The following is a 23,952-nucleotide window of genomic DNA, read 5'->3' on the forward strand; positions in this document are numbered from 1 at the left end:
CGTGATTACGTATGCCATCGTATTGGATGTATACTCATTACATGGGATTGTTTAATATAAGGCTCTATTTCACCACGCTCCACCGTCTTTCTGGTTAATTATGTATAGTAGGATCCAGTTTGATATTCATAATGAAGTTGATAGTAATGAGGTAAGCTGGGTGACCCGGCGAAGTGTCAATTTTACCGAATATGAATGACAACTTGAGACGTGGGAGAAGGTGAAATGTCACTCATCTGGCATATGAATGACAACTTGAGGCGTTGGAGAAAGTGAGATGTCACTCATCTGGCATATGAATGACAATTGAAGGTGTTGGAAAAGCTGAAATGTCATTCATTCTGTTCATCAATGATATTTTTAGGAAAAGAAGAGGTTAAAATTAATTCATAACACTTATAATTATTCCATCCTTATTGTAATCAAGTGGATTTACATATTTGCTATAGAAGTGAAATTTGGCAAGGCTTTATGATTGAAGACCCATGGAGTGTGATTGTATGAAATACAGAATTGGCTACCGGACGATGAAGACTGCGGTCGGTACGGCTGCCGCGATAATTATAGCCCAGATGTTTGGGGTAGAGAATTATGCTTCTGCTGGAATACTGACCATCCTTTGTATTAAACCGACAAAGCGAAAGTCTTTAAGAGCGTCATGGGATCGATTTCTTGCATGCTTACTTGGAATGCCGTTTTCAGCGATATTTTTCGAAGTTATCGCCTATCATCCACTAGTGATTGGGCTGATGCTGTTCTTTTTCATACCAACAGTGGTGATGCTTAAAGCAAAAGATGGTATTGTCACTTCGTCAGTCATTATCTTACATATTTACGCAGCAGGTGAAGTTTCTAAAGAAATTTTCCTGAATGAACTTATTATAATTATTGTCGGAATAGGTGTGGCTTTATTGATGAATTTGTATATGCCAAGCCTAGAGACTAAGCTTTATGAATATAGTAGTAAAATTGAAGGGAACTTCAGAAAGATATTTTTGGAGATGGCAGAATACTTAAGGACAAATGATACCATTTGGGATGGACGAGAGGTGACTGATACTTCCAAGCTTCTTAACGAGGCTAAATCACTTGCCTTTCGTGATGTCGAGAATCATTTGGCCAGAGAAGAAAATTTATATTATCATTATTTCACTATGAGGGAAAAACAGTTTGAAATCATAGAGAGGATACTGCCTATCGCAGCTTCCTTGCCCAAGGATGTTCAACAGGCAAGAATAATGGCTGAATTTATAGAGGAGCTGTGTGAAAATATTCATCCGGGGAATACGGCATACATTTATCTCGATAAAATGAGGCTCATGAGGCGGGAGTTTGAGGAAATGGAACTCCCGAGGACCCGTGATGAGTTTGAAGCAAGGGCCAGCTTGTTCCAAATGCTCAATGAGTTGGAACAGTATCTCTTGATAAAGAGTTCGTTCAAAGGCTTGAAGCAACCAAGAAAGAAAGTATTGCCACAGTAGGTTTGGCACAAACTAGGGGAAAAAGTAAAGGGTGGTATGAATGGCTCAAATGCTGGCTGCGTTGCTTACCGTTCTTTTCGTTTATCCTATTTGGCCTTTAGGGCCAAATCCGCTTCCTGGGGATACATTTATTATTATCAATAAAAAAACAAACGAGATGGCGTTTATTGATGAGAACAGGGTTCAGACTGTGCTATCCGTGGCAACCGGCAAAAGCGAGGAGCTGACTCCGGAGGGTGTTTTTACCGTAACAGTAAAAGCGGCACAGCCTTATTACAGAAAAAAGAATATACCCGGCGGCCATCCTGACAATCCTTTAGGTTCAAGATGGATTGGCTTTGATGCCAAGGCGACCGATGGCCGGGTATACGGCCTGCATGGAACCAATGATCCGGCTTCAATTGGGAAATATGTATCAAACGGATGTATCCGCCTGCAAAACGAAGGAATTGAATCGCTTTATCCTTTCATCCCACTGGGCACGAAAGTTTTAATCACTTCAACCGACAGGCCGTTCACTGAACTGGGTATCGAATACGGGGCGATACAATAACAAAAGCACAAATTTACCTTTGACAGGAGAATAGTGCAAATTTCAATATAACAAAGAAAAGGGACTGTCCAAATTTTGCGGACAGTCCCTTTTGCTATAGTAGCTCCTTATAGGAAAGTAGACAATCCCATTAGGAGTGTTGAGGCCAGCATAGCAAAAAGCATTAAATAAACAATTACCTTCCTCGTTTTACGACTATTCATCTTGGTTTCCTCCCTTTAATGGTATGGGATAATTCTATTTTAACGTGAAACCGGACAACTAACAACCTTTCAAATTAGGAAGGATTTATGACACTTTGTAGAGAATACAGTAATTGTCGAATTTTTGGGAGGAATTCAGTTTCACTTATTAGTGGAACTGGCAGTTTATACATGGGGGGATATTTATGATTGAAAAAGTGGACCATATTGGGATCGCCGTTAAATCACTTGAAGAGGCACTTCCATTTTATACGAATACCTTAAAGCTCCCTCTCCTGGGGATTGAGGAAGTGGAAAGCCAAAAGGTGATTGTCGCATTTCTTGACGCGGGAGGAACAAAGCTGGAACTGCTTGAACCAACGTCCGAGGACAGCCCTATTGCAAAACATATCGAAAAGCGTGGAGAAGGAATCCATCATGTCGCACTGGGGGTTAAATCGATTCAGGATCGGATTAACGATATGAAGGAAACCGGCATCAGGATGCTTAATGATGAGCCGAAGCAGGGAGCACATGGAGCAATGGTTGCGTTCATGCACCCAAAAGATACGGGTGGGATATTATACGAGTTTTGCGAGAAGAAGGGGATGGAGAAGTAATGCCGGATATATTTGAAAAGATTAATGAATTGTATGATAAGCGCCGTGAAATTGAAATGGGCGGCGGTGATGAGAAAATTGCGCGGCAGCATGCAAAGGGGAAACTGACAGCGCGTGAGAGAATTTCTCTTCTTGTAGACGAAGGTACCTTTGTTGAATTGAATCCTTTTATTGAACACAGGATTACATACTTTGGGATGGACCAGCAGAAAGGGCCAGGCGATGGGGTTGTAACCGGCTACGGCAAAATAAATGGCCGGGCAGTCTATGTTTTTTCGCAGGACTTCACTGTGTTCGGCGGTGCCCTTGGGGAAATGCATGCCCATAAAATTGCCAAGCTGATGGACATGGCTGCAAATAGCGGAGCACCGGTTATTGGGTTGAACGACTCCGGCGGGGCAAGAATTCAAGAGGGCGTAGTATCACTTGATGGCTACGGACAAATCTTTTATCGAAATGCCATTTATTCAGGCGTTATTCCGCAAATTTCAGTCATTATGGGGCCGTGTGCCGGGGGCGCTGTTTATTCACCCGCTATCACGGATTTTGTGTTCATGGTTGAGGGTACGAGCCAAATGTTTATTACAGGACCAAAAGTGATTGAAACGGTGACCGGAGAAAAAATTTCTTCTGATGATCTCGGCGGTGCCAAGGTTCATAATTCGATTTCTGGAAATGCCCATTTTAGAGGAGAGACAGAAGAAGAGGTTCTGGCTTCGGTCAGAAGGCTATTAAGCTATCTCCCGCAAAATTCAAAAGAACGGCCTCCGGTAGTAACTGTTGCTGATGAAGACGATTATAGGGCTGACCTGGTGGATTGTATACCTTTTGATCCTATCAGGCCATATGATGTTCGGATTGTAATCGAGCAGGTTGCTGACAAGAATAGTTTTATGGAGATTCACAAGGATTTTGCAAGGAATATTGTGGTTGGCCTAGCGAGAATCAAGGGTGAACCGGTAGGGCTGGTTGCCAATCAGCCAAAGGTAATGGCCGGCAGCCTTGATATTGATTCTTCCGATAAAGCCTCCCGTTTTATTCGTTTCTGTGATTCTTTTAATATACCAATCATAACATTCGAAGATGTAACCGGTTTCTTTCCGGGGATTAAACAGGAACATGGCGGCATTATCCGCCATGGAGCTAAAATTCTTTATGCTTATTCCGAAGCGACCGTACCGAAGTTGACGGTTATATTACGAAAGGCATACGGCGGCGCATATGTGGCGCTGAACAGTAAATCAATTGGCGCCGATCTTGTTTTTTCATGGCCCAACGCAGAGATTGCCGTAATGGGACCGCAGGGAGCAGCGAATATCATTTTTGCTAAAGAAATCCAAAGCTCGCCTGAACCAGAGAAGGTTCGTCAGCAGAAGATTGAGGAATACCGGCAGCAGTTTGCCAACCCTTATGTGGCTGCAGCCCGGGGAATGGTCGATGATGTCATCGATCCGCGGGAAACCAGGATAAAGCTAATACAGGCATTGGATATGCTAAGGAATAAACATGAGGAACGGCCACATAAAAAGCATGGAAATATTCCGCTCTAACCCCATTGGTTGAAGCTCGAGTTTCACAAGAGTATACTGAAATGGTGAGTACATAACCAGACGGAGGTTTTACGGATGATTAACCATGAGCGCTTATTGAATGAGTTCCTGGAACTTGTTCAAATCGATTCAGAAACAAAATTTGAAGCAAAAATTGCAGAAGTCCTAAAGAAAAAATTTACCGAGCTCGGTCTCGATGTTTTTGAAGATGATACTACGGCCGTTACAGGGCATGGTGCGGGCAATCTGATTTGTACGCTTCCTGCAACGAAGGATGGGGTTGATTCAATTTACTTCACCAGCCATATGGACACAGTGACTCCTGGGAATGGCGTGAAGCCTTCCATCAAGAATGGATATGTTGTTACAGATGGCACAACCATTCTCGGTGCAGACGACAAGGCTGGGCTTGCAGCGATGTTCGAATTGATTCGTGTCCTGAAGGAGCAGAACATTCCGCATGGGGAAATACAATTCATTATTACAGTTGGCGAAGAATCTGGCCTTATGGGTGCCAAAGCTTTAGATCCTTCAAAAATCACCGCTAAATACGGTTACGCACTTGATAGCGATGGCCTCGTCGGCAATGTCGTTGTTGCCGCGCCTACACAGGCCCGGATTGAAGCAGTTGTTTATGGGAAGACTGCACATGCAGGTGTCGCACCTGAAAAGGGTGTCTCTGCTATTACAATTGCTGCGAAAGCCATTGCCAGGATGCCTTTGGGCAGGATTGACAGTGAAACCACAGCAAATATCGGGCGGTTTGCCGGCGGCCAGGCTACGAACATTGTTGCTGACCGTGTTGATATTTTGGCTGAAGCACGATCCCTTGTGGCAGATAAAATGGAAGCACAGGCAGCGAAAATGAAAGAAGCCTTTGAATCGGTCGCATCAGAAATGGGCGGCAGAGCCGAAGTGAATGTTACGGTCATGTATCCTGGCTTCAAATTCGGTGAAGGTGACCATGTTGTCGAAGTAGCCAGGAAAGCAGCAGCAAAAATTGGCCGCAGCTGTGAACTCCAGCAAAGCGGCGGGGGCAGTGATGCCAACGTAATAGCTGGATTCGGAATACCGACCGTCAACCTGGCAGTTGGCTATGAGGATATCCATACAACAAACGAACGGATGCCGGTTGAAGAGCTTGGCAAACTGGCTGAAATGACCCTTGCCATTGTTGAGGAAGTTGCGAAGTAAGAAACTTTTAAATTGAGTTCGTCTAAAAGGTTGTTGAATTGACTTTTTAAAAAATAATGAAAAGATAAAAGGGAGCCCAAGCGGGTTCCCTTTCCTTTATCTTTAAGGCAGGTTTTCAATCTTTTCAAGTTCAGTCGTTACACTCATTTCATTCCCAGTTGAGTCCTTTAAATAAAACGTCTTTCTTACAATCCCAAGCCGTGGTGCCCAGTAATTCTCGACAATGCTTCCATCTGTCCCGATCTTCTCAAGCACGATGACCTTGCTAATCTTTCCGTATGGAACAGAAACTGTCGCGTCAATTTCCTTAACCACCCATCCATCAAAGCTTTGCTTCAGTTTGATTGGATTTGGCAAAACAAGCTGTTCTTTAAATGCTGCTTTGTAATTTTCAATTGCCGGGGCATCCTCCGAATAATATTCTGGCTCCTCGTAAACAATCGAGATTCCCTTTTTACCAAGACTGTATAGCCTAAGCATCCTCGTCCCGCCATTATCTGTTACGGTTGCAATGTATTTTCCCTCATTGGTGAAAACATGCTCCACTTCAGAAGCAAATTCATTTCCAGTTCCTTTGAATGTTTTGATCTTATTGCCTTCAGGAAAGTAACTTCCAGTCTCAATAGACCCTCCATTTTCTCCGTTTGCACCCTCGCCTGTGGGTTTGCCACCAGAACTTCCATCTGTACCAGTTCCTGGTTTACCTCCTGGTCCATTACCGGAATCATTGCTAACAGGTTTTTCTTTTTCTCCATCAATTTCTTCATTATCCCCTGATGTTTCCGTTCCTCCGTCTGTCTGTTCTGTTGGTTTTTGGGATCCTCCCGATTCTTTGTTCGGCTTGGAACTATTCCAATAACTGCAGCCTGCTAAAAGAAAAATAGTGAGTATGACTAAACAAATCTTTCTCATATACCTATCCACTTCCTTGCTGAAATATGAAGCTTTCTTTAATTAGACGTGGTCCACAATACCAAGTTGCATAAATGAAACTAAATGGGCTCCGGGTCACACCCATTAGGTGACTCGTGCAGGTGTTCGCTTTTTTTGCTAAACTAATAGGTAATTGGAGGTGTTGGCAGTGAGGGAAATGTACCCGAAAAAGGGACGGGTTATTTTACATGTGGATATGAATAGCTTTTATGCATCGGTTGAAATGGCGCATGATCCGTCTTTGAAGGGGAAGCCGCTTGCCATCGCTGGAAATCCTGAAGAAAGGCGAGGCATTATTGTCACCTGCAGCTATGAAGCACGGAAAATGGGAATCAAGACAACAATGCCACTCTGGGAAGCCAAAAAGATTTGCCCGCAATTGATTGTGATGAGACCGAATTTTGATCGATACAGGACTGCATCGACTGCCATGTTCGAGATACTTGCCCAATTCACCGAACTGGTTGAACCTGTCTCAATCGATGAAGGATATTTGGATATTACAGGAAGCCATGAGCTGGGCAGCCCACTCGAAATAGCCCACAGCATCCAGAAACGAATCATGGCACAGCTCGATCTGCCATGCAGCATCGGGGTAGCGCCAAATAAATTCCTTGCCAAAACAGCTTCCGATATGAAAAAACCGCTCGGGATTACAGTTCTAAGAAAGCGGGATATTCCTGCCGTTCTGTGGCCTCGCCCTGTAGGGGACATGCACGGCATTGGGGCAAAAACTGCAGAGAAATTGAACGGAATTGGCATACAAACAATTGGGGATCTCGCTGGCGGTAATGACATACAATTGAAGATGCTGCTTGGAATAAATGGGACCAGACTAAAGGATAGAGCCAATGGAATTGATGCTCGCCCGGTTGACCCAGATTCTGTTTCGGATTTTAAAAGTATAGGGAATTCCACGACCCTTCCGAGGGATATGACCAATCAGCACGAGTTGTTCAAGGTATTTGAAGGGCTGGCCGATAAAGTGGCAACACGACTAAAACGAAAGAAGGTTGTTGCTAATTCTTTGGCAATCACGATTCGGTACAAGGACCGCAAAACGATAAATCGCGGCCGTAAACTAAGGAACCCTGTCAGCTCTAAGGAAGATATCCTGCAGCTGGCCAAGCAGCTTTTTATGAGCAATTGGAACGGCAACCCGGTCAGGCTGCTGGGGATTACAGGTTCAGATTTGGCAGATATCGATGGTATTGTAACCCAACTGGATTTATTTTCTTATGAAAAAGAAGCAAGGAAGGAGCCATTATTCAAGACTCTTTCTGAATTGAAGGACAAATATGGAAAAAACATAATTACCAATGCCGGAAGCAAAGCCGATCTCGATGCCAACAAGGGAACCCAAACAAGTTTTAATAAAGATTTTCTTCGGGGTTTTAAGCCTGGACAGGATGATAATAAATAAAAATAAATGCCGCCCTGAAATACAGAGCGGCATTTAGTATGCTGATTTGGAAAACTTTATTGCGCGAACTGGATGGGAACTTTTATGCGCACTTTTTGCGTTTTATAAAGACTTTCCGAGTTTTATGGATCACTTTTTACTATTTATGGACCACTTTTTACTATTTACGGAACAGTTTTTAAGGTTTATAACGCACCTACCCGGTTTTCCTCCACGTTTAGGAATCTAACATTTATCAACTTGTAAGTCACGGACACGCCACCATGAAAATCCATCTTTTTCAAGAAGTTCTTCGGCAGCCTTTGGCCCCCTAGAGCCGGCTTCATAATTCGGGAAGCTTTCATCTTTCGTCTTTTCCCAAACTTCCGATATCTTATCGACAAAGGCCCAGGAGAGGGCAACTTCATCCCAGTGAGTGAAGTTAGTTGCATCTCCGCGCAGGCAATCGTACAAGAGTAGCTCATATGCTTCAGGTGTATTTATTTCGTTCACACCATTATTGGCAAAGCTCAATTTTACTTTTGTTGCATCCATGCCCTGGCCTGCCTTCTTGGCGTTCAAGTGAAGGGTAATTCCTTCTTCAGGCTGAATGTGAATAACAAGCAGATTTGGGTTGAGAGGCTTGTCCGGCTGGTAATAAAGGTTCATTGGGATATCTTTGAACTGGATGACGATCTTCGTTGACTTGGCGCCAAGCCTTTTACCTGTTCGAATGTAAAAAGGAACTCCTGCCCAGCGGAAGTTATCTATCATCAGCTTGCCTGCTACATAGGTTTCCGTATTAGATTGTTTGTCGACCATCGGCTCGTCCCTGTAAGCAGGAACTTTTTCATCATTGATGAAGCCAGCATCATATTGGCCGCGGACAAAGTAATTCTGGATTTCATCGCCTTCTATTGTTCTCAGCGACCGGAAAACCCGGATTTTCTCTGAGCGGATTTCATCGGTCGTCAGTTTTATAGGCGGCTCCATTGCCAGCAGTGCAACCATCTGAAGCATATGGTTTTGTACCATATCCCTAAGAGCGCCGCTTGTTTCGTAATAGCGCCCGCGTTCTTCGACACCAAGTGTTTCACTGGATGTTATCTGGATATTTGAAATATAACGATTGTTCCAGAGCGGTTCGAACATTGCGTTGGCAAACCGGATTACTTCGATGTTCTGAACCATTTGCTTTCCGAGATAATGGTCAATCCGGTAAACTTCGTGCTCATCGAATGCAGTACGGATTTGCTCATTCAATTCAATTGCAGATTGAAGGTCATGGCCAAACGGCTTCTCGATAACCAGCCGTTTAAAGCCTGAAACATCTGTTAAGCCATCCGATTTTAGATGGAGTGCAATTGGACCGAAAAATTCAGGTGCCATTGCCAGATAAAAGATCCGGTTGCCGGCGAGTCCGTACTTGCTGTCCATTTCTTCTGCCAGTTGCTTAAGGACGGCATATGACCCTGAATCAGTTACATCGTGAGAATGGTATGTAAAATGAGATGCAAATTCGTCCAGATTATCGCTGGCTTCCATAGCTTCGCTGACCGAATACTTCACGTTTTCCTGAAACTGTTCATTTGTCAACTGCCTTCTGGCAACACCTATAACTGCAAACCTTTCGGAAAGCAGCCCTTTTTTAAAAAGCCTGTAGAGCGAAGGAAATAGCTTGCGCTTTGCAAGGTCCCCGGTTGCCCCGAATATCATAATTAAGGATGCTTGTTCTTTGTTTTCTGCCAAGGATAAGGACTCCTTTTCGTGAAAAATTTCCATGGATGCTTAAACGTCTCTACAAATATTTAAGTTTAGCTGTTTCTTCTAGATTTCGCAAATGTAATGCAATCCATGTACCAGGTTTAAAAAAGCCGGAAAAGCCTGATAGACCTCCAGCGTATTTCCATTCGAGAATAAAACCATTGGTATGATTGATGCAGGAAGCGTTAAGTATGGTATAGTAAAGTAAATTTTAGTTCAATCATAATGCGTTGCATTTTTTGAAAAGAGGTTTTAACGTTGGATTTGTTGTTTCTTGGAACTGGGGCAGGACTGCCGGCAAAGCTCAGAAACGTCACTGCGATGGCTCTCAAACTTCTGGAAGAGAGGGGCTCTGTTTGGCTGTTTGACTGTGGTGAAGCTACCCAGCATCAGATTCTTCATACTTCCCTTAAACCGCGCCGGATCGAAAAGATATTCATCACCCATCTGCATGGTGACCATATCTATGGACTCCCCGGTCTATTGTCGAGCCGTTCTTTCCAGGGCGGCGATTCCGAGGTTGAGGTGATCGGCCCAAAAGGAATTGACACCTTTATCAGGACAAGCCTGAGAATTAGCGGGACGTACTTGAAGTATCCTTTGAAAATTACAGAGCTAGAAGAGGGAATCGTTTTTGAAGACCAGCAATTCAGGGTAGAAGCGCGGCTTCTTGACCACGGGATTGCATCATATGGATACAGGATTTCAGAAGCTGACAGGCAAGGGACTTTGCTTGCCGATAAACTTGCTGCCGCCGGAATTCCTCCAGGCCCTTTATATAAAAAAATAAAAGCAGGAGAGCAAGTCATTTTAGAGGATGGAACAGTGTTGGAACCATCCCGCTTTGTTGGCCCGCCACAGAAAGGAAGAATTGTGACAATCCTGGGCGATACCCGGCGTTGTGAAAATGCTGTGGAACTGGCAAGGGATGCAGACCTCCTTATTCATGAAGCAACCTATGCAGCCGGTGAGGAAGGCATGGCGCATGATTATTTCCACTCGACCACTGCCCAGGCTGCTGATGTGGCAGTGAAAGCGAATGCGAAGAAACTCTGCATTACACATATTAGTTCGCGCTACGATCGCCATGCGGCCCAAGAGCTCTTAAAAGAGACACAAAGTTACTTTGCGAATACCGAAATTGCTGAGGATTTTAAAGAAATTCATATACCTCTCCCATAGTAAGTACCCGGCATCCAAGTGGAAAAGCCGGGTTTTTGTTGTTTAGAAACCATTTGGCTTCACGCCTGCAAATCGTACTAACCGAGCGTAACTATGTCCGGCTTTAACGTTTATTTTTGCGGTAGGCTCTCCAGGATGTCTTTATGGAAGCATAACTGCCTATGGCTGCATAACCGTAAAACGAACCCATAAAAATAGCAGCAATAAAGCTTTGCTTGTGGCAGACGAGAATGGATAACGCCAGTCCGGTACAAAGTGCGATTGTTGGAACAATGAACTTTGGTATCCCAAAATATATTTTTAGGGTTTGAGTAATGATCATGACTGCGGGAACAGCAAAGACCGCATCCCACATATTTGTATATATAATAGGGAAGTTCATGTATTTACGAGATCCCTCCCATGGAGAAGTGTAATGACTTATTTATTTTTATCCGAAATCTGGGAACTACTCTTTTTATATAGCTTGGGCTGAAATACCGACTATTCATTCCGGATTTTATATTTTTACTACTTTTTCGGAATAATTGTTTTCAGGTAGGGTAGTAGTATTTTATACATACTACAGGGGGATTCAAAATGGAAGCAATTATCATTATAGGTGTTTATTGTTTAATTATGGGGTCGATTGTCCTTTTTGCCAGCGGTTTGGTAAGTTATTTCTTTCCTAAAATACATGTTATTTTCATTTTGGCAGCTAGCGCCCTTGCCGGATTATTAGCTAGTTTTGTGTTTGATGTAGGCACTTTATTTGCTATAATCTTTAATATTATTTTCTCGGGTCTGGCGGTCGCACTTGGTCGTTTCGGGCGGTATTTAAAAAATAAAACCGATGTTGAACCAGAGAGTATACTTCATTAAGCAAAAGGGCGCATTCCCGCGGGAATGCGCCCTTTTTGCTGTTAAGATAAATAGATCTTTCGACTGTGGATAACTTTTTTTATCGAGGATGTTTACGTCTAGCTCCAGCGCCTACGCGTGCGCAAACTTCAGGTCTCCTCCCTACGATAAGTCATCATCGAATCGCCTCGCTCTTCGTGATTCCTTTATCTCAGTCAAAGCCCCTCCAGTTTGTACGGCGATGACCAAGGCGCTTGCGCTTTTGTATTTAGTATTTCCATCCGCGAATATATTGTTCGGGCACCGGGATTTCTTCTCCGAGTTCTCTTGCGGCAGTGCGCGGCCAGTAGGGGTCACGCAATAATTCACGCGCAAGGAAAACCAGGTCGGCTCGTTCATTCTGGAGAATTTCTTCAGCTTGTTTTCCAGTTGTGATTAACCCAACCGCACCAGTAGCAATTTCTGCGCCTTTACGGATTGTCTCGGAAAAAGGAACCTGATACCCGGGGTATACATTGATATGAGCAGGGACAACTCCGCCCGAGCTTGTGTCAATTAAATCAACACCTTGCTTCTTCATCCATTCTGCCAGCTGGATATAATCCTCAGGCACCAATCCTTCTTCCTGATAGTCCTTTGCAGAAATCCTGACAAACAAAGGGCCATCCCAAACGGTATTGACTGCATCAATTACTTCACGAAGGAATCGGTAACGGTTTTCTGCCGAGCCTCCATATTCGTCTTTTCGTTTATTTGTAAGTGGGGATAGGAACTCGTTAATCAAGTATCCGTGTGCAGCATGCAGTTCAATTACATCAAATCCTGCTTGTTTTGCCCGCTCCGCACCTTTTTTAAATGCTTCAACGGTTTCCTTAATATCGTTTTTAGTCATTTCTTTTGGTGTTTTATATTTTTCATTAAATGCGAGTGCTGATGGCGCGTATATATCTTCTTCCAGAACGGCTTTCCTGCCTGCATGCGCAAGCTGAATTCCCATTGCCGCACCGTGAGCCTTCGCCATAGAGGTCAATTCTCTTAACCCTTCAATATGCTTATCGCTCCAGATTCCCAGGTCGTTCGGGGATATTCTTCCTTGAGACTGCACAGCTGTCGCTTCAATAATAATTAAACCGACCTGTCCTACAGCCCTGCTAGTATAATGGGTCCGGTGCCAGTCTGTAACGATTCCGTCTTCTTTCTCGCATGAGTACATGCACATTGGCGCCATAACAATCCTGTTTTTCAGAGTAACTCCTTTAATAGTAAACGGAGTGAATAATCTTGCTGCCACGATTTTTAGCCTCCCTTTCTAACTCTTTCCAATTTTAGTATAGCAAAGTCTGTTTATTTTAGAAAAATGATTGCTTGGGCATTTCAGACATATTCCTTGCCTGTAGAGGCGAAAATAATGACAAGGTTTTCCTGAATCGGTAAACTAAGACGTATGATATTTGAAAATAATGTTGTGAGGGACTTTTATGGCAGAGTGGAAAAATCAAATAGCAAAAATTACACTCCCAACACCATTTGCGGTTGGCGATGTAAATATTTACTTAATAAAAGGTGATAGGCTGACACTAGTTGATGCCGGACCGAAAACGGAAGAGGCCTGGGAATCTCTTAAATTTCAATTGGCAGGACTAGGTCTTACTCCAGAGGATATTGAGCAGGTTATCCTGACTCATGATCATCCGGACCATGCCGGGCTTCTTGATTATTTTCCTGATTCTCTTGAAGTTTTCGGCCATTATTTGAATGAACGATGGATAAATCGGACTGAAGAGTTTTTGGAGGAGCACGATCGATTTTACTTGGGGCTGTTTACGGAATTTGGTATCCCACAACAGTATTTGCGGATGGCGGGACAACTGAAGAAATCATTGAAATATTCCTGCCATCGGTCATTGACACGAACTCTTTCAGAAGGAGACAGGCTTCCGGGACTTGCCGGCTGGAAGGTAATTGAAACTCCCGGACATGCCCAGAGTCATATATCCTTATACCGTGAAGAAGATGGAGTACTGCTCGCCGGTGACCATATCCTGGCCCATATTTCCCCGAATCCCTTACTTGAGCCTCCGCTCATTGCGGGTGGAGAACGGCCGAAGCCGCAGCTGCAGTACAATGTTTCACTAAAAAAGCTTCGTGATTATCCAATTGACCTTGTTTATACTGGGCATGGGGCGGAAGTTAGGAAGCTTCCACAATTGATTGACCGAAGGCTTGAGCGCCAGCATGATCGTGCCATGCATGTGAAAGAAATGCTTAATGAGAGGCCAAAAACAGTATTTGAGCTATGCCGCGAGCTTTTTCCAAAAGCATTTGAACGTGAGTTGGGATTGACTCTCTCAGAAACAGTCGGCCAGCTGGATTATTTGCTTTCATTAGACGAAATTGAATCGTATGATGACGGGAATGTTATGTATTATCGAAGCAAACGGGGTGTCGGCCGTGGGTAGTTTGTCCGGAAAAAATATTGTTATAACAGGTGCCTCGGGCGGGATAGGGGCTCAAATAGCAAGGATGGCAGCAGAAAGAGGGGCAAATCTCGCCCTGCTTGCGAGGAGTATCGACAAGCTTGAAGCCCTTAAGGCAGAGCTTGAATCAACTTATAAGAACAAAGTATTCGTCTATAAGCTCGACGTTGCTGATACCGGGCGCATCGCTGAGGTCTTTGACCTAGTACATAATGAGTTTGGCCATATTGATATTCTCGTCAATAATGCCGGATTTGGCGTGTTCCGCCATGCGCATGAAGCCCCTATTGATGAGGTCAAGGCCATGTTTGATGTTAACGTTGTCGGCTTGATTGCCTGTACTGGAGCTGTTTTGAATAAAATGCGGCAGAGAAGAGAAGGGCAGATCATTAATATTGCCTCCCAGGCGGGAAAGATCGCCACTCCAAAATCAAGTGTTTACTCAGCTACAAAACATGCTGTTCTGGGCTACTCGAATAGCTTGCGGATGGAGCTTTCCGACTATAATGTTCACGTCACCACTGTCAACCCCGGCCCGATTGAAACCAATTTCTTCAACATCGCCGATGAAAGTGGTACGTATGTGAAAAACGTCAAAAGATGGATGCTGAAACCGGAATATGTAGCTAGTAGGGTTGTCGATGCGATGGAGTCGCCTGTCCGTGAAATCAACCTGCCAGGATGGATGAATATGGGCAGCGTTTTTTATACTTTGTTTCCGCGCCTGTTTGAGAAGGTTGGGAAAAAGGCATTCAACAAGAAATAATCCTCTTGTAAAAACACTCGGGAATGAAGAGACCCCGAGTGTTTGCTGTTTTAGGTTAATTTCCAGCTAAACCATCTTCCATGCCCATCCGTTTCGGCAACGAGTTTATGGTCGTTGATGTCCCCAACAAAGGAATCGAGGCGGAGATATGAATCCCGAATATTGTTGTAAAGATGAAAGATGTCTCTCTTTGCTGCAATTGTTTTTATCGTTTCAAGCAGTTTTATTTTCGTTTCATAAGGCATCTGGTTGGCTACATGGGTATGAAAGACAACGATAGTAATCTCATCCGGGATTCCCCCCGCAATAGCGGGCAGCAGGTCTACACCATTACCTTCTATGAATGTGATTTTTCCCTGATTCTGCTGCATGCACTGCTCAGCTTTTTCGAATAATTCTCTTCGGGTCTGGTGTTCCGGCCAAATCAGCGCCTTCATCCAAAGCGAGTCTTCCTCATTTCTCATATCATTAATATGCAGATCTATACCATATCGGGCTTGGACTGGAGGAAGACTATACGGAAATAAAGGCTTTCCCTTCCCTATAACTTCAGTCTGAATAACCAACTCCGACTCTCTGCTTCCGTAAATTGTACCCTTGTTATAGGAATAAGAATAATGATCCCAGAGAAGTTGAAAGCCGGCACTCGTGCCAATTTCAATCAATGCAAGAGGCTTGTTTGTTTTTGTATATATATAATTGAAAGTCGGGAAGAGATAGCCGCATCTTCTAACTTCGTTGGTTTGAACCATTTTGATTTGTAAAAGTTCAATAATCTTCTCCCGATGGGCTGCGCAAAAATTCTTAAAGTGAGGAAATGCTGCTTCAGGAGACTGTGGCTTGCTATCAATACTTGCGTAAAACCTTGCCAGAGGATGGTCTTTTTCCTTTAGGAGAAGGTAATGGACTGCACCATAGAGCAGGTTTGGAACGGGCTGGCCTAGTGGGGCATGGGAGCATAGTTCAAGAACGTATGGGTCTTCTGCTAGTTTCAAAGAAATACTTTCATACAACTTACTTGACCCCTTGCATTCTCTTTCTGCAAAAGCTTTAAACGTTTCAGGCAGCTTTGTTGATATCATGGTTTCACCCCGAGAAATTATTTTTTATCCTGCTAAATATATACATAGTCGCTGGGAAATCTGCTGCATTTTATCAAATTGGTGTGCGCGGTCGTAAAAGAGGTTCTTGAAGACCCTGCAAGTAAAAAATGATCTGCACGGTCGTCAATAAAGGTTCTTGAAGACCCTGCGAGTAAAAAATGATCTGCACGGTCGTCAATAAAGGTTCTTGAAGACCTTGCAAGTAAAAAATGGATAAAGTCCATATAATTGTGTAAAAAGAAAAAGGGTCAAATTAATTCCTTTTGTCAACAATGTTATCAGCGACGAAAACAATGTGGAGGAATTAATGATGACCCAAATTCAGTTTAACCTAAATACCGACGTTTTAAAAGAAGCCGTAATGGCTTCCAACATCGACACTGTGATGAAAGCGTCCATTGTCCTTGTATTGAATGCCGTAATGGAAAAGGAGCGGGACGAGTATCTCCAGGCTGGGGCCTACGAGCGGAATTCAATTCGCCGCGACTACCGAAATGGTTATTATGAACGCGATCTTTTACTCAGTATCGGCAAAGTTACCTTGAAGGTGCCCCGTACACGGGGTGGAGACTTTTCGACAACCGTTTTTGAAAGGTATTCAAGATGCGACCAGGCGTTTATCCTCTCTATGCTTGAAATGGTTGTAAATGGCGTATCCACCCGAAAGGTCAAGCATATTGTCAAACAATTATGCGGGGAGAGTGTTTCAAAATCCTTCGTTTCTTCTCTGACGGAAATGCTTGACCCGGTGGTGAGCCAATGGGCCAGCCGGCCTCTTAACACTAAATATTATCCTTATATTTTTGCAGATGCGATGTATATCAAGGTAAGGGAACATAACCGCGTGGTCTCCAAAGCCGTTTATATCGCGACAGCGATTGATGAAGGCAATCACCGGGATGTCTTAGGCTTAAAAGTGGCCCACTCCGAGAGTTTTGAAGCATGGCAGAGTTTTTTCCAGCACCTTCAGGAAAGAGGACTCCAATCCCCCAAAATAGTTATTTCTGACGCACACAAAGGCCTGAAAGCCGCCATAGCTAAAGAGTTCGTGGGAACCATCTGGCAACGTTGCCTGGTTCATTTCAAAAGAAACATTTTCACCAATCTGCCCAAAAAAGAAATGGATGAGGTGAAATTCGGGCTTAAGAGGATCTTTGATGTAGCTGAGGCGGATGAGGCTAGGCGGTTTAAGGATGAATTTATAGACCGGTTTGGGGATAATCCTAAACTTGAGCGTACACTGAGAACATTGGAAGAAGGCTTCGAGGATGCCATTCAGTTCCTTAACGAACCTGCCAAGTACCACCCATATATCCGAAGTACAAATTCGCTGGAACGGTTGAATCAGGAAGTCCGTAGAAGGGAAAGGTCAATCCGAATTTTCCCCAATACCCAATCTGCATTTCGAATGATTGGCGCAATCCTGATTGACTATACGGAAGAACAAGAAAGGAAAAAGATCCTTTTTAAAAAATAGACGCGAAGCGCGAAATTTTTGGTGGAATGAAGGGGGTACCCCCTTCATTCCACCAAAAATAAAATAAGCTGATATACCATTGTATAGGAATTTACACAAGATAGTGGACTTGACTAAAAAATGATCTGCGCGGTCGTCAATAAAGGTTCTTGAAGACCCTGCAAGTAAAAAATGATCTGCACGGTCGTCAATAAGCCCTTGAAGTTCCTACGAATAAAAAATAGTGTGCGCAGTCGTCAATAAAGGTTCTTGAAGACCATCTTTTATTCACCAGTCATGTATCCTCCCAATAAATCCTATTTAACAAATCCTATGTAAAAAGGGCACTGGCCAATGCCAGCGCCTCTTTAGTTATTTCTCTGTCCCAGCAAGAAATTCTTTCACAACCTGCCTGTATTCTTCTGGCTGCTCCCGATAAGGTGAATGGGCGCTTTTCTCAAAGATATGCAACTTTGCTCCGGGTATTAGGCTTGAGAAATAGCTGGTTGATTCCGGTGTGGCCTCATCATAACGGCCGCAAAGGAACAGGGAAGGCACATCCAATTCATGGAGCTTCGGGGTGCAGTCAAATTCCTTGAGATTGCCGGTTACACAAAACTCGGATGGTCCCCACATTGTATTGTATATCTCACGATTGGCGAGTTGTGAAACGGCTTCACGTTCCTCTTTACTCACTTCAATCCGGCAAACAAAGTTTTTCGCAAACACTTCCATTGCTTGTTTATATTCTTCAGAGTCTGTTGTGCCGTCCGCCTCGCATCGGGCGATTGCCTCCTGCGTTTCTACTGGAAGCTGCTTCAGCAGCCGCTCCTGATCCTTTGCCCATTGCGGCGCGCTTAGGCAGGGGCTTGAAAAAATCGCACTTTTGACGCCTGAAGGCTTGGTAAGCAAATACGCCGCAAGCAAAGTGGTTCCCCAGGAATGACCTAGAATATGTACTTCTTCCAATCCCAGTTGCTCGCGTACCTGGCCAAGCTCTTTCACATAACGGTCGAGGTTCCACAATAACTTGTCAGTCGGTCCTTGTGACCGTCCCGCCCCAAGCTGGTCATAATAAATAATTGTCCTCCCATCTGCTCCTTTGGTAAGCTCGTCCAGCCTTTGCAGCGGGTAGGTTGTAGAACCTGGTCCCCCATGCAGCACCAGTAATGGAGCCGCATCCCGCTCGCCTTTCGCAATTCGATACCATACCCTGCCGCCAGTTACTCCAACAAAACCTTCTTCAACCTTCAACATTTTCTCCTCCTTTAATAAATATCTATCTCATTTATCGCTTTAATTCCGCTGGCATTTTTTTACAAGCTCTGGACGCCCGTGGAACTGTTTTTAGGCAGTTAAAAATTCATATACAACGTCATTGACGATATCATACAGACGAGCCTCGGGATCTGCGTCTTTTTGCCTATAAATTTGTTCGCATAAGCGAGCAATATCGAGTTCACCAAGTGGCCGGGCCTCATCGGCAAAATATTGTTTCAGGCAATTTTTAATCATTTTTCTTACCAGTTTTTCTTCCATTCAAAGCACCTCAAATCCTATTATAGCTCTTTTCTGTAACACATCGAAATGGAAACGCACCCTATTTTTATGCAACCTGCCGGAAAATTTCCATTGAATGCGAACGCATATTCGCTTATGATATGGGTATAATGATACGGAACGGATGTTCTTATTTTTCTATAGGAGGTTAAATGTAATGGTTGATTACAGCACGATGCCGCAGCATAAAATTCTTTGCGTTGACATGAAAAGCTTTTACGCCAGCTGTGCTGCAGTTGTGGAAGGGCTCGATCCCCTCGGCTGCTACCTTGCTGTAGTCGGCGATAAAGAGCGTGAAGGAAGTGTTGTCCTCGCTGCTTCCCCACTTTTAAAAAAGGAATTTGGAATAAAAACGGGTTCCCGTAAATTTGAGATTCCGAATGACCCAAGAATTCTGGTAGTTGAGCCTAAAATGGGTCTGTTTCTAAGAATTTCAACCGAAATTACCCGCGTCTTCCACCGCTACGTGCCGAAGGAAGCCATCCATGTCTACAGCGTTGATGAAAGCTTCATCAAAGTGGACGGGGCGGCAAAGCTCTGGGGCGATGCCCAAACAATCGCCCGGAAAATCAAGGATGACATCGAGCGCGAATTTCAGCTTCCGTGCGCAATTGGTATTGGGCCGAACATGCTCATGGCCAAGCTTTGCCTTGACCTTGATGCAAAGCAGCATGGAATTGCCGAATGGACCTATGACGATGTCCAAACCAAACTATGGAACGTTTCGCCACTCCGGGAAATGTGGGGGATCGGCAGGCGTGTTGAAAAAACACTAAACGGGATGGGGATATTCACAGTCGGCCAGCTGGCCCGGTATGACCTCGAACTGCTCGAGAAAAAATTCGGCATTATGGGTAACCAGCTGTATTACCATGCCTGGGGTGTTGACCTTTCCGATATGGGCGCTCCGATAATGGAGGGACAGATCAGTTTTGGCAAAGGCCAAATTCTTCTTCGGGATTATAAGGATGAGGAAGAAATCAAGCATGTGATTCTTGAAATGTGCGAGGAGGTTGCACGCAGAGCGCGGGCGCACCGAAAAGCCGGAAGAACAATCACACTTGGCATCGGCTACAGCCAGGACGAATTCGGAGGCGGTTTCCAGCGGGCAAGGACGGTCTCCGAACCGACGAACGTCACAATGGATATATACCGTGTTTGCCTGGAACTGTTTGGCGAGAATTATTCCGGCAAGACGGTCCGCCAGATTAACATCACACTTGGGAATATCGTCGATGATACCGAACTCCAGATGAGCCTCTTCGACATGGGCGCAAGCAAAAGACGGGATCTTGGCTATGTGGTTGACCGGATTCGGAACAGGTACGGCTCCGGGGCATTGCTGAGGGCTGTCTCCTATACGTCCGCAGGAACTGCTAAGCACCGGGCCACGCTGCTTGGGGGACATAAATCATAAGAACAACAATATTTGATCAGCGGGATTTTCCCGCTAGTCCAACCAAGAAAGAGGGGAAGAACATGATTCGCGACCGCGGCAGGATAAAATGGACTTCAATGATGCTCCCTGAACACGTCAAGATGCTCCGCGACTGGGTGAAAGAAGATTCGTATGAGCAAAAAACCGAACTGGATGAGCAGCAGCTTGAAATGATGAATGAAGTGCTTGGGGAAGCAATGGAATTTAACCAGGCTGTTGTAATCACACATTATCGCCGCCACAATTATGAAATCTGCATTGGGCACGTCCATTATTGGGATGAGCTTACACAGAAACTCCACATTATCGATTCCTTCGGGGATGCACACCTCATTTCAATTACGGCAATTGCCGATGTAAGGCTGGCTGATTGATAATTGGCCGCCTTCTTCATTGACCAAATAACACCGAAAAAGGTTGTCTGGCCTGTTTCCACAGATTTAATAGATATTTCAAAAAGGGCTAAATAAATAGTGTCACTTTCCATTCTTTTAGTGTAAAATTACACTAAAAGAATTTTAGGAAAGGTGATTGAAGTGAAAAAAATTATTTTTTTGCTGCTTTTACTGGTGTTGGTTACGGGAGGCTTATTTTTCTATGGTAATCCCATCGAACGTGCAGAAAGTAAAGACATTGCTATAAAATACCTCCAGAAAAAGCATCCAGAACAGTCTGTAAAAATAAGTAGTGTCAGCTACTATCCGGGAGAAGGAACATATATAGTCAATTACAGCATAAATAAAGGGGAGCAAGAAGGTAATCTTGATATAAGGAAAGGGAAAGTAATTGAAATTGGTAATGAATAATAAAAACCTCCTAGTAAAATTCAGAAAAGTTTGATAGCATATGAAAAAGAATTGGACTTGGGGGAATTAGGGTGGAAATTGAACAGATATATGGGGACTTGCCAGTTCTTGAAACTGAGAGACTTCTCCTAAGAAAAATAACGCCAGCAGATGCAGAAGACATATTTGAATACGGATCAAATGAGGAAGTCGCACAGTATGTAACTTGGGATACACACCATAAACTTTCAGATACCCAAACGTTCATCGATTATGTCCTCAATCAATACAGCAACAAAAAGGTGGCCCCGTGGGGAATTGAACACAAGGAAACAGGCCGTCTGATTGGAACGATTGATTTTGTCTGGTGGCAGCCAAGCCATAGAAGCGCGGAAATCGGCTATGTGGTAGCACCTGACTATTGGGGAAAAGGCATATGCACGGAGGCTGCGAAGGCGATCATTAAATTTGGTTTCGAGCGGATGGAGCTTATTAGGATCCAGGCAAGATGCTTTGTTGATAATATAGGATCGGCGCGTGTAATGGAAAAGTCCGGGATGAGTTTTGAAGGCGTTAACCGGAAGGCGATGTTCATAAAAGGAAAGCATCGAGACTTAAAGGTATATTCAATCCTCCGGGAAGAGTTTGTTAACTTGCAGAAAAAGCTAACCACGACAGGAGATTATCTTGATTAAAAAGATAGATATTACAAGTAAAGATATAGCCCAAGAAGTGCTGGGTATTCAGCTGCCATCGTATATGGAGGAAGCAAAGCTGATTGGTTTTTATGAGATTCCAACTTTGAATGATTCGATAGAAACACTGCGCCAGTGTGGTGAGACGTTTTATGGCTACTATGAAAATGGCAGCATTTGCGGGGCGATCTCGTATGAGTTAATCAGCGAAACAGTCGATATCCACCGCCTGATGGTTCATCCCGACTATTTCCGGAAAGGTATCGCCAATCAGCTTCTCACTTACCTTGAGGAAAGGAATCCAGATGCAGATTCGCTGGTTGTTTCGACTGGATCCGGGAATACACCCGCGATTCGATTTTATGAAAAGCATGGTTTTCAAAGAATAGGCGAGAGGAAGGTTGCTGATAACTTAAAGATCGCCTTGTTCAGGAAGGATATCGCTAAGGCTGACGGGAACATTTCGGTAATCGAAAAAGCCAAAAAGGACAGATAAAGCCATTGGCTTTTTCTGTCCTTTTTATTTAGATGGCAGCTTTTTTAGCTAGAGACCTATTTCTTAACATGTAGGAAATTCCCCAGGCAAGAACGCCAATTATCACAGAGGTGTACCATGGAAAATCGATTGACGGGCCAAAATCGGGAATAAAGCGGCCTGCCGCAAGATAGAGTGCCATTAAACCGGCGGCTGAAAGTCCAAGAATAATCATATTTTTAGTATGAGAGGCATTTTTGACAAAGAGCGTTTTTTGAATCACATTAAAAAATAGCCAAATGAGAAAAAAGATTGAAATCACAGAACCTAGGAAAATTGGAACACCCTTTAATGGATAAAGAGTATTTATGCCATCATTTAAAATAAGTCCGAAAACACCATTAATAACCAGCATATAGCTCAGCAGCTGAAGAACGAGAGAGGAGATGAACACAAAGGCATTTCTTTTACTTTCCTTTGGAATGTCGGCAATCAGTTCATCTGCAAATCTCTTTGGGTCATCCCCGAATAGTGAGTGTGCAGACTTTCCATCCTTTTGGGCATCAAGCAAATGGTCAAGAATTTCCATAAGAACCTCTTCTGATTGCTGTTCGGATAAGGTAAGCTGCAGCCTAATATAAATGAGAAAATCGGAGTAAATTTTCTCGTTTTCCGGAGAAAGTTCTGTTTGTTTCTGATTGTTCAGTTCAATTAATTGCTTCGCATTCATTCCATCCCGCTCCCTTTTTTTAGAATCCTGCCTACAGGCTGTGCGATTTGCTCCCATTCCTCCTTGATGAGAGCGAGGGCAGCATGCCCTTCTTTCGTTAAATGATAGTACTTCCGGTTTGGCCCAGAAGGCGACGGCTCCATCTTGCCCTTAATCAACCCATTTTTCTGAAGGCGAAGCAAGACCGGGTAGATTGTCCCTTCACTCACTTCCATCAACCCCTCATCCTGGAGCTTTTGGGACAGCTCATAGCCGTATACCGGTTCAATTGAAATGATGGAGAGTACGCAGCCGTCCAAAATTCCTTTTAATAGCTGGCTTCGAATTGACATAAGGGATACCTGCCTTTAGGTAATTGGTATAACAAGATAGCCTCTTGAAATATAACTACCTTGTTTTGCAAAGTAGTTAAATATAGCATAAGCGGAGAGGATAATTATGTCAATATTTAAATTTACAAAAAGAAAAACCCGCCAATCGGCGAGTCGAGTGTTTGTAAAAAAATAGCTTTAATTCTCTTCAGGTACACGAACCTGTGATTCAAAATTTCCCTTATGCGTTCCATCGCAAAATGGCTTGTTTGATGACAAACCGCACCGGCAAAGAGAAAATGCAGGTTTTGTTTGATACACATTCCCCTGGCCATCAAGCAATTCAACATCTCCAGTGATTCTTATTGATCCGTTATCGTTTATCTTAATTTGAACTTTGGACATTCCGATTCCTCCTCAATATTTCTTTATTGCGTTTACTCTCCCACGTGAAA

27 protein-coding genes are annotated in these 23,952 nt (G+C 43.8%); 16 read left to right on the forward strand and 11 right to left on the reverse strand.

All coding sequences use genetic code 11. The features are described from left to right. The first annotated feature begins 500 nt into the window (after window positions 1–500). Together AM500_RS09665 and AM500_RS09670 are read left to right on the forward strand one after the other, a co-directional pair. A complete protein-coding gene (locus AM500_RS09665) occupies window positions 501–1,481 on the forward strand; it encodes an aromatic acid exporter family protein (RefSeq protein ID WP_053599022.1) in 981 nt (326 codons plus the stop codon). 40 nt (window positions 1,482–1,521) lie between these two features. After that, window positions 1,522–2,034 (forward strand): L,D-transpeptidase, encoded by a 513-nt coding sequence (locus tag AM500_RS09670; RefSeq protein ID WP_053599023.1) that lies wholly within the window; start codon window positions 1,522–1,524, stop codon window positions 2,032–2,034. 107 nt (window positions 2,035–2,141) lie between these two features. On the opposite strand, the gene prli42 is transcribed toward AM500_RS09670, so the two are convergent. Further along, on the reverse strand, window positions 2,142–2,237 hold the full coding sequence (prli42, locus tag AM500_RS25440) for a stressosome-associated protein Prli42 (protein ID WP_155922268.1): 96 nt from the start codon (window positions 2,235–2,237) through the stop codon (window positions 2,142–2,144). A 185-nt stretch (window positions 2,238–2,422) separates the two neighbouring features. Between prli42 and mce the strand changes: the two genes are divergently transcribed. The 3 genes from mce to AM500_RS09685 all read left to right on the forward strand — a co-directional run bounded on the left by mce (window position 2,423) and on the right by AM500_RS09685 (window position 5,580). Continuing rightward, a complete protein-coding gene (gene mce / locus AM500_RS09675) occupies window positions 2,423–2,836 on the forward strand; it encodes a methylmalonyl-CoA epimerase (RefSeq protein ID WP_053599024.1) in 414 nt (137 codons plus the stop codon). Next, window positions 2,836–4,386, forward strand: coding sequence for an acyl-CoA carboxylase subunit beta (locus AM500_RS09680; RefSeq protein ID WP_053599025.1), 1,551 nt, complete (start codon window positions 2,836–2,838; stop codon window positions 4,384–4,386). The genes mce and AM500_RS09680 overlap by 1 nt, the downstream gene beginning before the upstream one ends. 75 nt (window positions 4,387–4,461) lie before the next feature. Beyond that, the gene (locus AM500_RS09685; RefSeq protein ID WP_053599026.1) at window positions 4,462–5,580 is read left to right on the forward strand and encodes a M20/M25/M40 family metallo-hydrolase; all 1,119 of its coding nucleotides are present in this window, start codon (window positions 4,462–4,464) and stop codon (window positions 5,578–5,580) included. Between the two features lie 102 nt (window positions 5,581–5,682). On the opposite strand, the gene AM500_RS09690 is transcribed toward AM500_RS09685, so the two are convergent. Further along, entirely contained in the window at window positions 5,683–6,492 is an 810-nt protein-coding gene (locus AM500_RS09690; RefSeq protein ID WP_053599027.1) for a hypothetical protein, read from the reverse strand. Window positions 6,493–6,661: 169 nt separating this feature from the next. Here AM500_RS09690 and AM500_RS09695 point away from each other — a divergent pair, with 169 nt between their 5' ends. Then, window positions 6,662–7,936 carry a DNA polymerase IV gene (locus tag AM500_RS09695; RefSeq protein WP_053599028.1) on the forward strand — a complete coding sequence of 425 codons (1,275 nt, stop codon included), beginning with the start codon at window positions 6,662–6,664 and terminating at the stop codon, window positions 7,934–7,936. Between the two features lie 225 nt (window positions 7,937–8,161). Here the strand turns inward: AM500_RS09695 and zwf are convergent, their stop codons facing one another. Further along, complete coding sequence (gene zwf / locus AM500_RS09700; RefSeq protein ID WP_082347188.1) at window positions 8,162–9,697, reverse strand: glucose-6-phosphate dehydrogenase; 1,536 nt, start codon at window positions 9,695–9,697, stop codon at window positions 8,162–8,164. Window positions 9,698–9,937: 240 nt separating this feature from the next. On the opposite strand from zwf, the gene rnz reads away from it, so the two are divergent. Next, on the forward strand, window positions 9,938–10,861 hold the full coding sequence (gene rnz / locus AM500_RS09705; protein ID WP_053599029.1) for a ribonuclease Z: 924 nt from the start codon (window positions 9,938–9,940) through the stop codon (window positions 10,859–10,861). Window positions 10,862–10,964: 103 nt separating this feature from the next. Here rnz and AM500_RS09710 read toward each other — a convergent pair whose 3' ends face one another. Continuing rightward, window positions 10,965–11,243 (reverse strand): hypothetical protein, encoded by a 279-nt coding sequence (locus AM500_RS09710; RefSeq protein WP_053599030.1) that lies wholly within the window; start codon window positions 11,241–11,243, stop codon window positions 10,965–10,967. A gap of 197 nt (window positions 11,244–11,440) precedes the next feature. Between AM500_RS09710 and AM500_RS09715 the strand changes: the two genes are divergently transcribed. Continuing rightward, entirely contained in the window at window positions 11,441–11,722 is a 282-nt protein-coding gene (locus AM500_RS09715) for a hypothetical protein (RefSeq protein WP_053599031.1), read from the forward strand. A gap of 247 nt (window positions 11,723–11,969) precedes the next feature. On the opposite strand, the gene namA is transcribed toward AM500_RS09715, so the two are convergent. Continuing rightward, window positions 11,970–12,992: an NADPH dehydrogenase NamA gene (namA, locus tag AM500_RS09720; protein ID WP_053599032.1), complete on the reverse strand. Its 1,023-nt coding sequence runs from the start codon at window positions 12,990–12,992 to the stop codon at window positions 11,970–11,972. A 187-nt stretch (window positions 12,993–13,179) separates the two neighbouring features. On the opposite strand from namA, the gene AM500_RS09725 reads away from it, so the two are divergent. Together AM500_RS09725 and AM500_RS09730 are read left to right on the forward strand one after the other, a co-directional pair. Next, window positions 13,180–14,160, forward strand: a complete 981-nt coding sequence (locus AM500_RS09725; RefSeq protein ID WP_053599033.1) for an MBL fold metallo-hydrolase — start codon at window positions 13,180–13,182, stop codon at window positions 14,158–14,160. After that, entirely contained in the window at window positions 14,153–14,944 is a 792-nt protein-coding gene (locus AM500_RS09730) for an SDR family NAD(P)-dependent oxidoreductase (protein ID WP_442853990.1), read from the forward strand. The genes AM500_RS09725 and AM500_RS09730 overlap by 8 nt, the downstream gene beginning before the upstream one ends. A 50-nt stretch (window positions 14,945–14,994) precedes the next feature. Here AM500_RS09730 and AM500_RS09735 read toward each other — a convergent pair whose 3' ends face one another. After that, the gene (locus tag AM500_RS09735; protein ID WP_053599035.1) at window positions 14,995–16,026 is read right to left on the reverse strand and encodes a DUF2332 domain-containing protein; all 1,032 of its coding nucleotides are present in this window, start codon (window positions 16,024–16,026) and stop codon (window positions 14,995–14,997) included. 331 nt (window positions 16,027–16,357) lie between these two features. Between AM500_RS09735 and AM500_RS09740 the strand changes: the two genes are divergently transcribed. Further along, window positions 16,358–17,524 (forward strand): IS256 family transposase, encoded by a 1,167-nt coding sequence (locus AM500_RS09740; RefSeq protein WP_053597994.1) that lies wholly within the window; start codon window positions 16,358–16,360, stop codon window positions 17,522–17,524. A gap of 351 nt (window positions 17,525–17,875) precedes the next feature. Here the strand turns inward: AM500_RS09740 and AM500_RS09745 are convergent, their stop codons facing one another. Together AM500_RS09745 and AM500_RS09750 are read right to left on the reverse strand one after the other, a co-directional pair. Beyond that, window positions 17,876–18,757: a proline iminopeptidase-family hydrolase gene (locus AM500_RS09745; RefSeq protein WP_156319916.1), complete on the reverse strand. Its 882-nt coding sequence runs from the start codon at window positions 18,755–18,757 to the stop codon at window positions 17,876–17,878. A gap of 93 nt (window positions 18,758–18,850) precedes the next feature. Next, complete coding sequence (locus tag AM500_RS09750; RefSeq protein ID WP_053599037.1) at window positions 18,851–19,042, reverse strand: YqzH family protein; 192 nt, start codon at window positions 19,040–19,042, stop codon at window positions 18,851–18,853. A 178-nt stretch (window positions 19,043–19,220) separates the two neighbouring features. Between AM500_RS09750 and AM500_RS09755 the strand changes: the two genes are divergently transcribed. The 5 genes from AM500_RS09755 to AM500_RS09775 all read left to right on the forward strand — a co-directional run bounded on the left by AM500_RS09755 (window position 19,221) and on the right by AM500_RS09775 (window position 22,477). Beyond that, the gene (locus AM500_RS09755; protein ID WP_053599038.1) at window positions 19,221–20,480 is read left to right on the forward strand and encodes a Y-family DNA polymerase; all 1,260 of its coding nucleotides are present in this window, start codon (window positions 19,221–19,223) and stop codon (window positions 20,478–20,480) included. Window positions 20,481–20,542: 62 nt separating this feature from the next. After that, on the forward strand, window positions 20,543–20,875 hold the full coding sequence (locus AM500_RS09760; protein WP_053599039.1) for a YolD-like family protein: 333 nt from the start codon (window positions 20,543–20,545) through the stop codon (window positions 20,873–20,875). Between the two features lie 162 nt (window positions 20,876–21,037). Beyond that, window positions 21,038–21,307: a YfjL-like protein gene (locus tag AM500_RS09765; protein WP_053599040.1), complete on the forward strand. Its 270-nt coding sequence runs from the start codon at window positions 21,038–21,040 to the stop codon at window positions 21,305–21,307. Window positions 21,308–21,378: 71 nt separating this feature from the next. Beyond that, window positions 21,379–21,981, forward strand: coding sequence for a GNAT family N-acetyltransferase (locus AM500_RS09770; RefSeq protein WP_053599041.1), 603 nt, complete (start codon window positions 21,379–21,381; stop codon window positions 21,979–21,981). Continuing rightward, window positions 21,974–22,477 carry a GNAT family N-acetyltransferase gene (locus tag AM500_RS09775; protein ID WP_053599042.1) on the forward strand — a complete coding sequence of 168 codons (504 nt, stop codon included), beginning with the start codon at window positions 21,974–21,976 and terminating at the stop codon, window positions 22,475–22,477. The genes AM500_RS09770 and AM500_RS09775 overlap by 8 nt, the downstream gene beginning before the upstream one ends. A 28-nt stretch (window positions 22,478–22,505) precedes the next feature. On the opposite strand, the gene AM500_RS09780 is transcribed toward AM500_RS09775, so the two are convergent. The 3 genes from AM500_RS09780 to AM500_RS09790 form a co-directional block, all read right to left on the reverse strand. Then, window positions 22,506–23,186: a DUF1129 family protein gene (locus AM500_RS09780; protein WP_053599043.1), complete on the reverse strand. Its 681-nt coding sequence runs from the start codon at window positions 23,184–23,186 to the stop codon at window positions 22,506–22,508. Then, window positions 23,183–23,518, reverse strand: a complete 336-nt coding sequence (locus AM500_RS09785) for a PadR family transcriptional regulator (RefSeq protein ID WP_053599044.1) — start codon at window positions 23,516–23,518, stop codon at window positions 23,183–23,185. The genes AM500_RS09780 and AM500_RS09785 overlap by 4 nt, the downstream gene beginning before the upstream one ends. Before the next feature lie 177 nt (window positions 23,519–23,695). After that, window positions 23,696–23,902 carry a CDGSH iron-sulfur domain-containing protein gene (locus tag AM500_RS09790; protein WP_053599045.1) on the reverse strand — a complete coding sequence of 69 codons (207 nt, stop codon included), beginning with the start codon at window positions 23,900–23,902 and terminating at the stop codon, window positions 23,696–23,698. Window positions 23,903–23,952 lie beyond the last annotated feature (50 nt).

It is taken from the genome of Bacillus sp. FJAT-18017, from assembly GCF_001278805.1.
In the GTDB taxonomy this organism is placed as follows: Bacteria; Bacillota; Bacilli; order Bacillales; family Cytobacillaceae; genus Bacillus_D.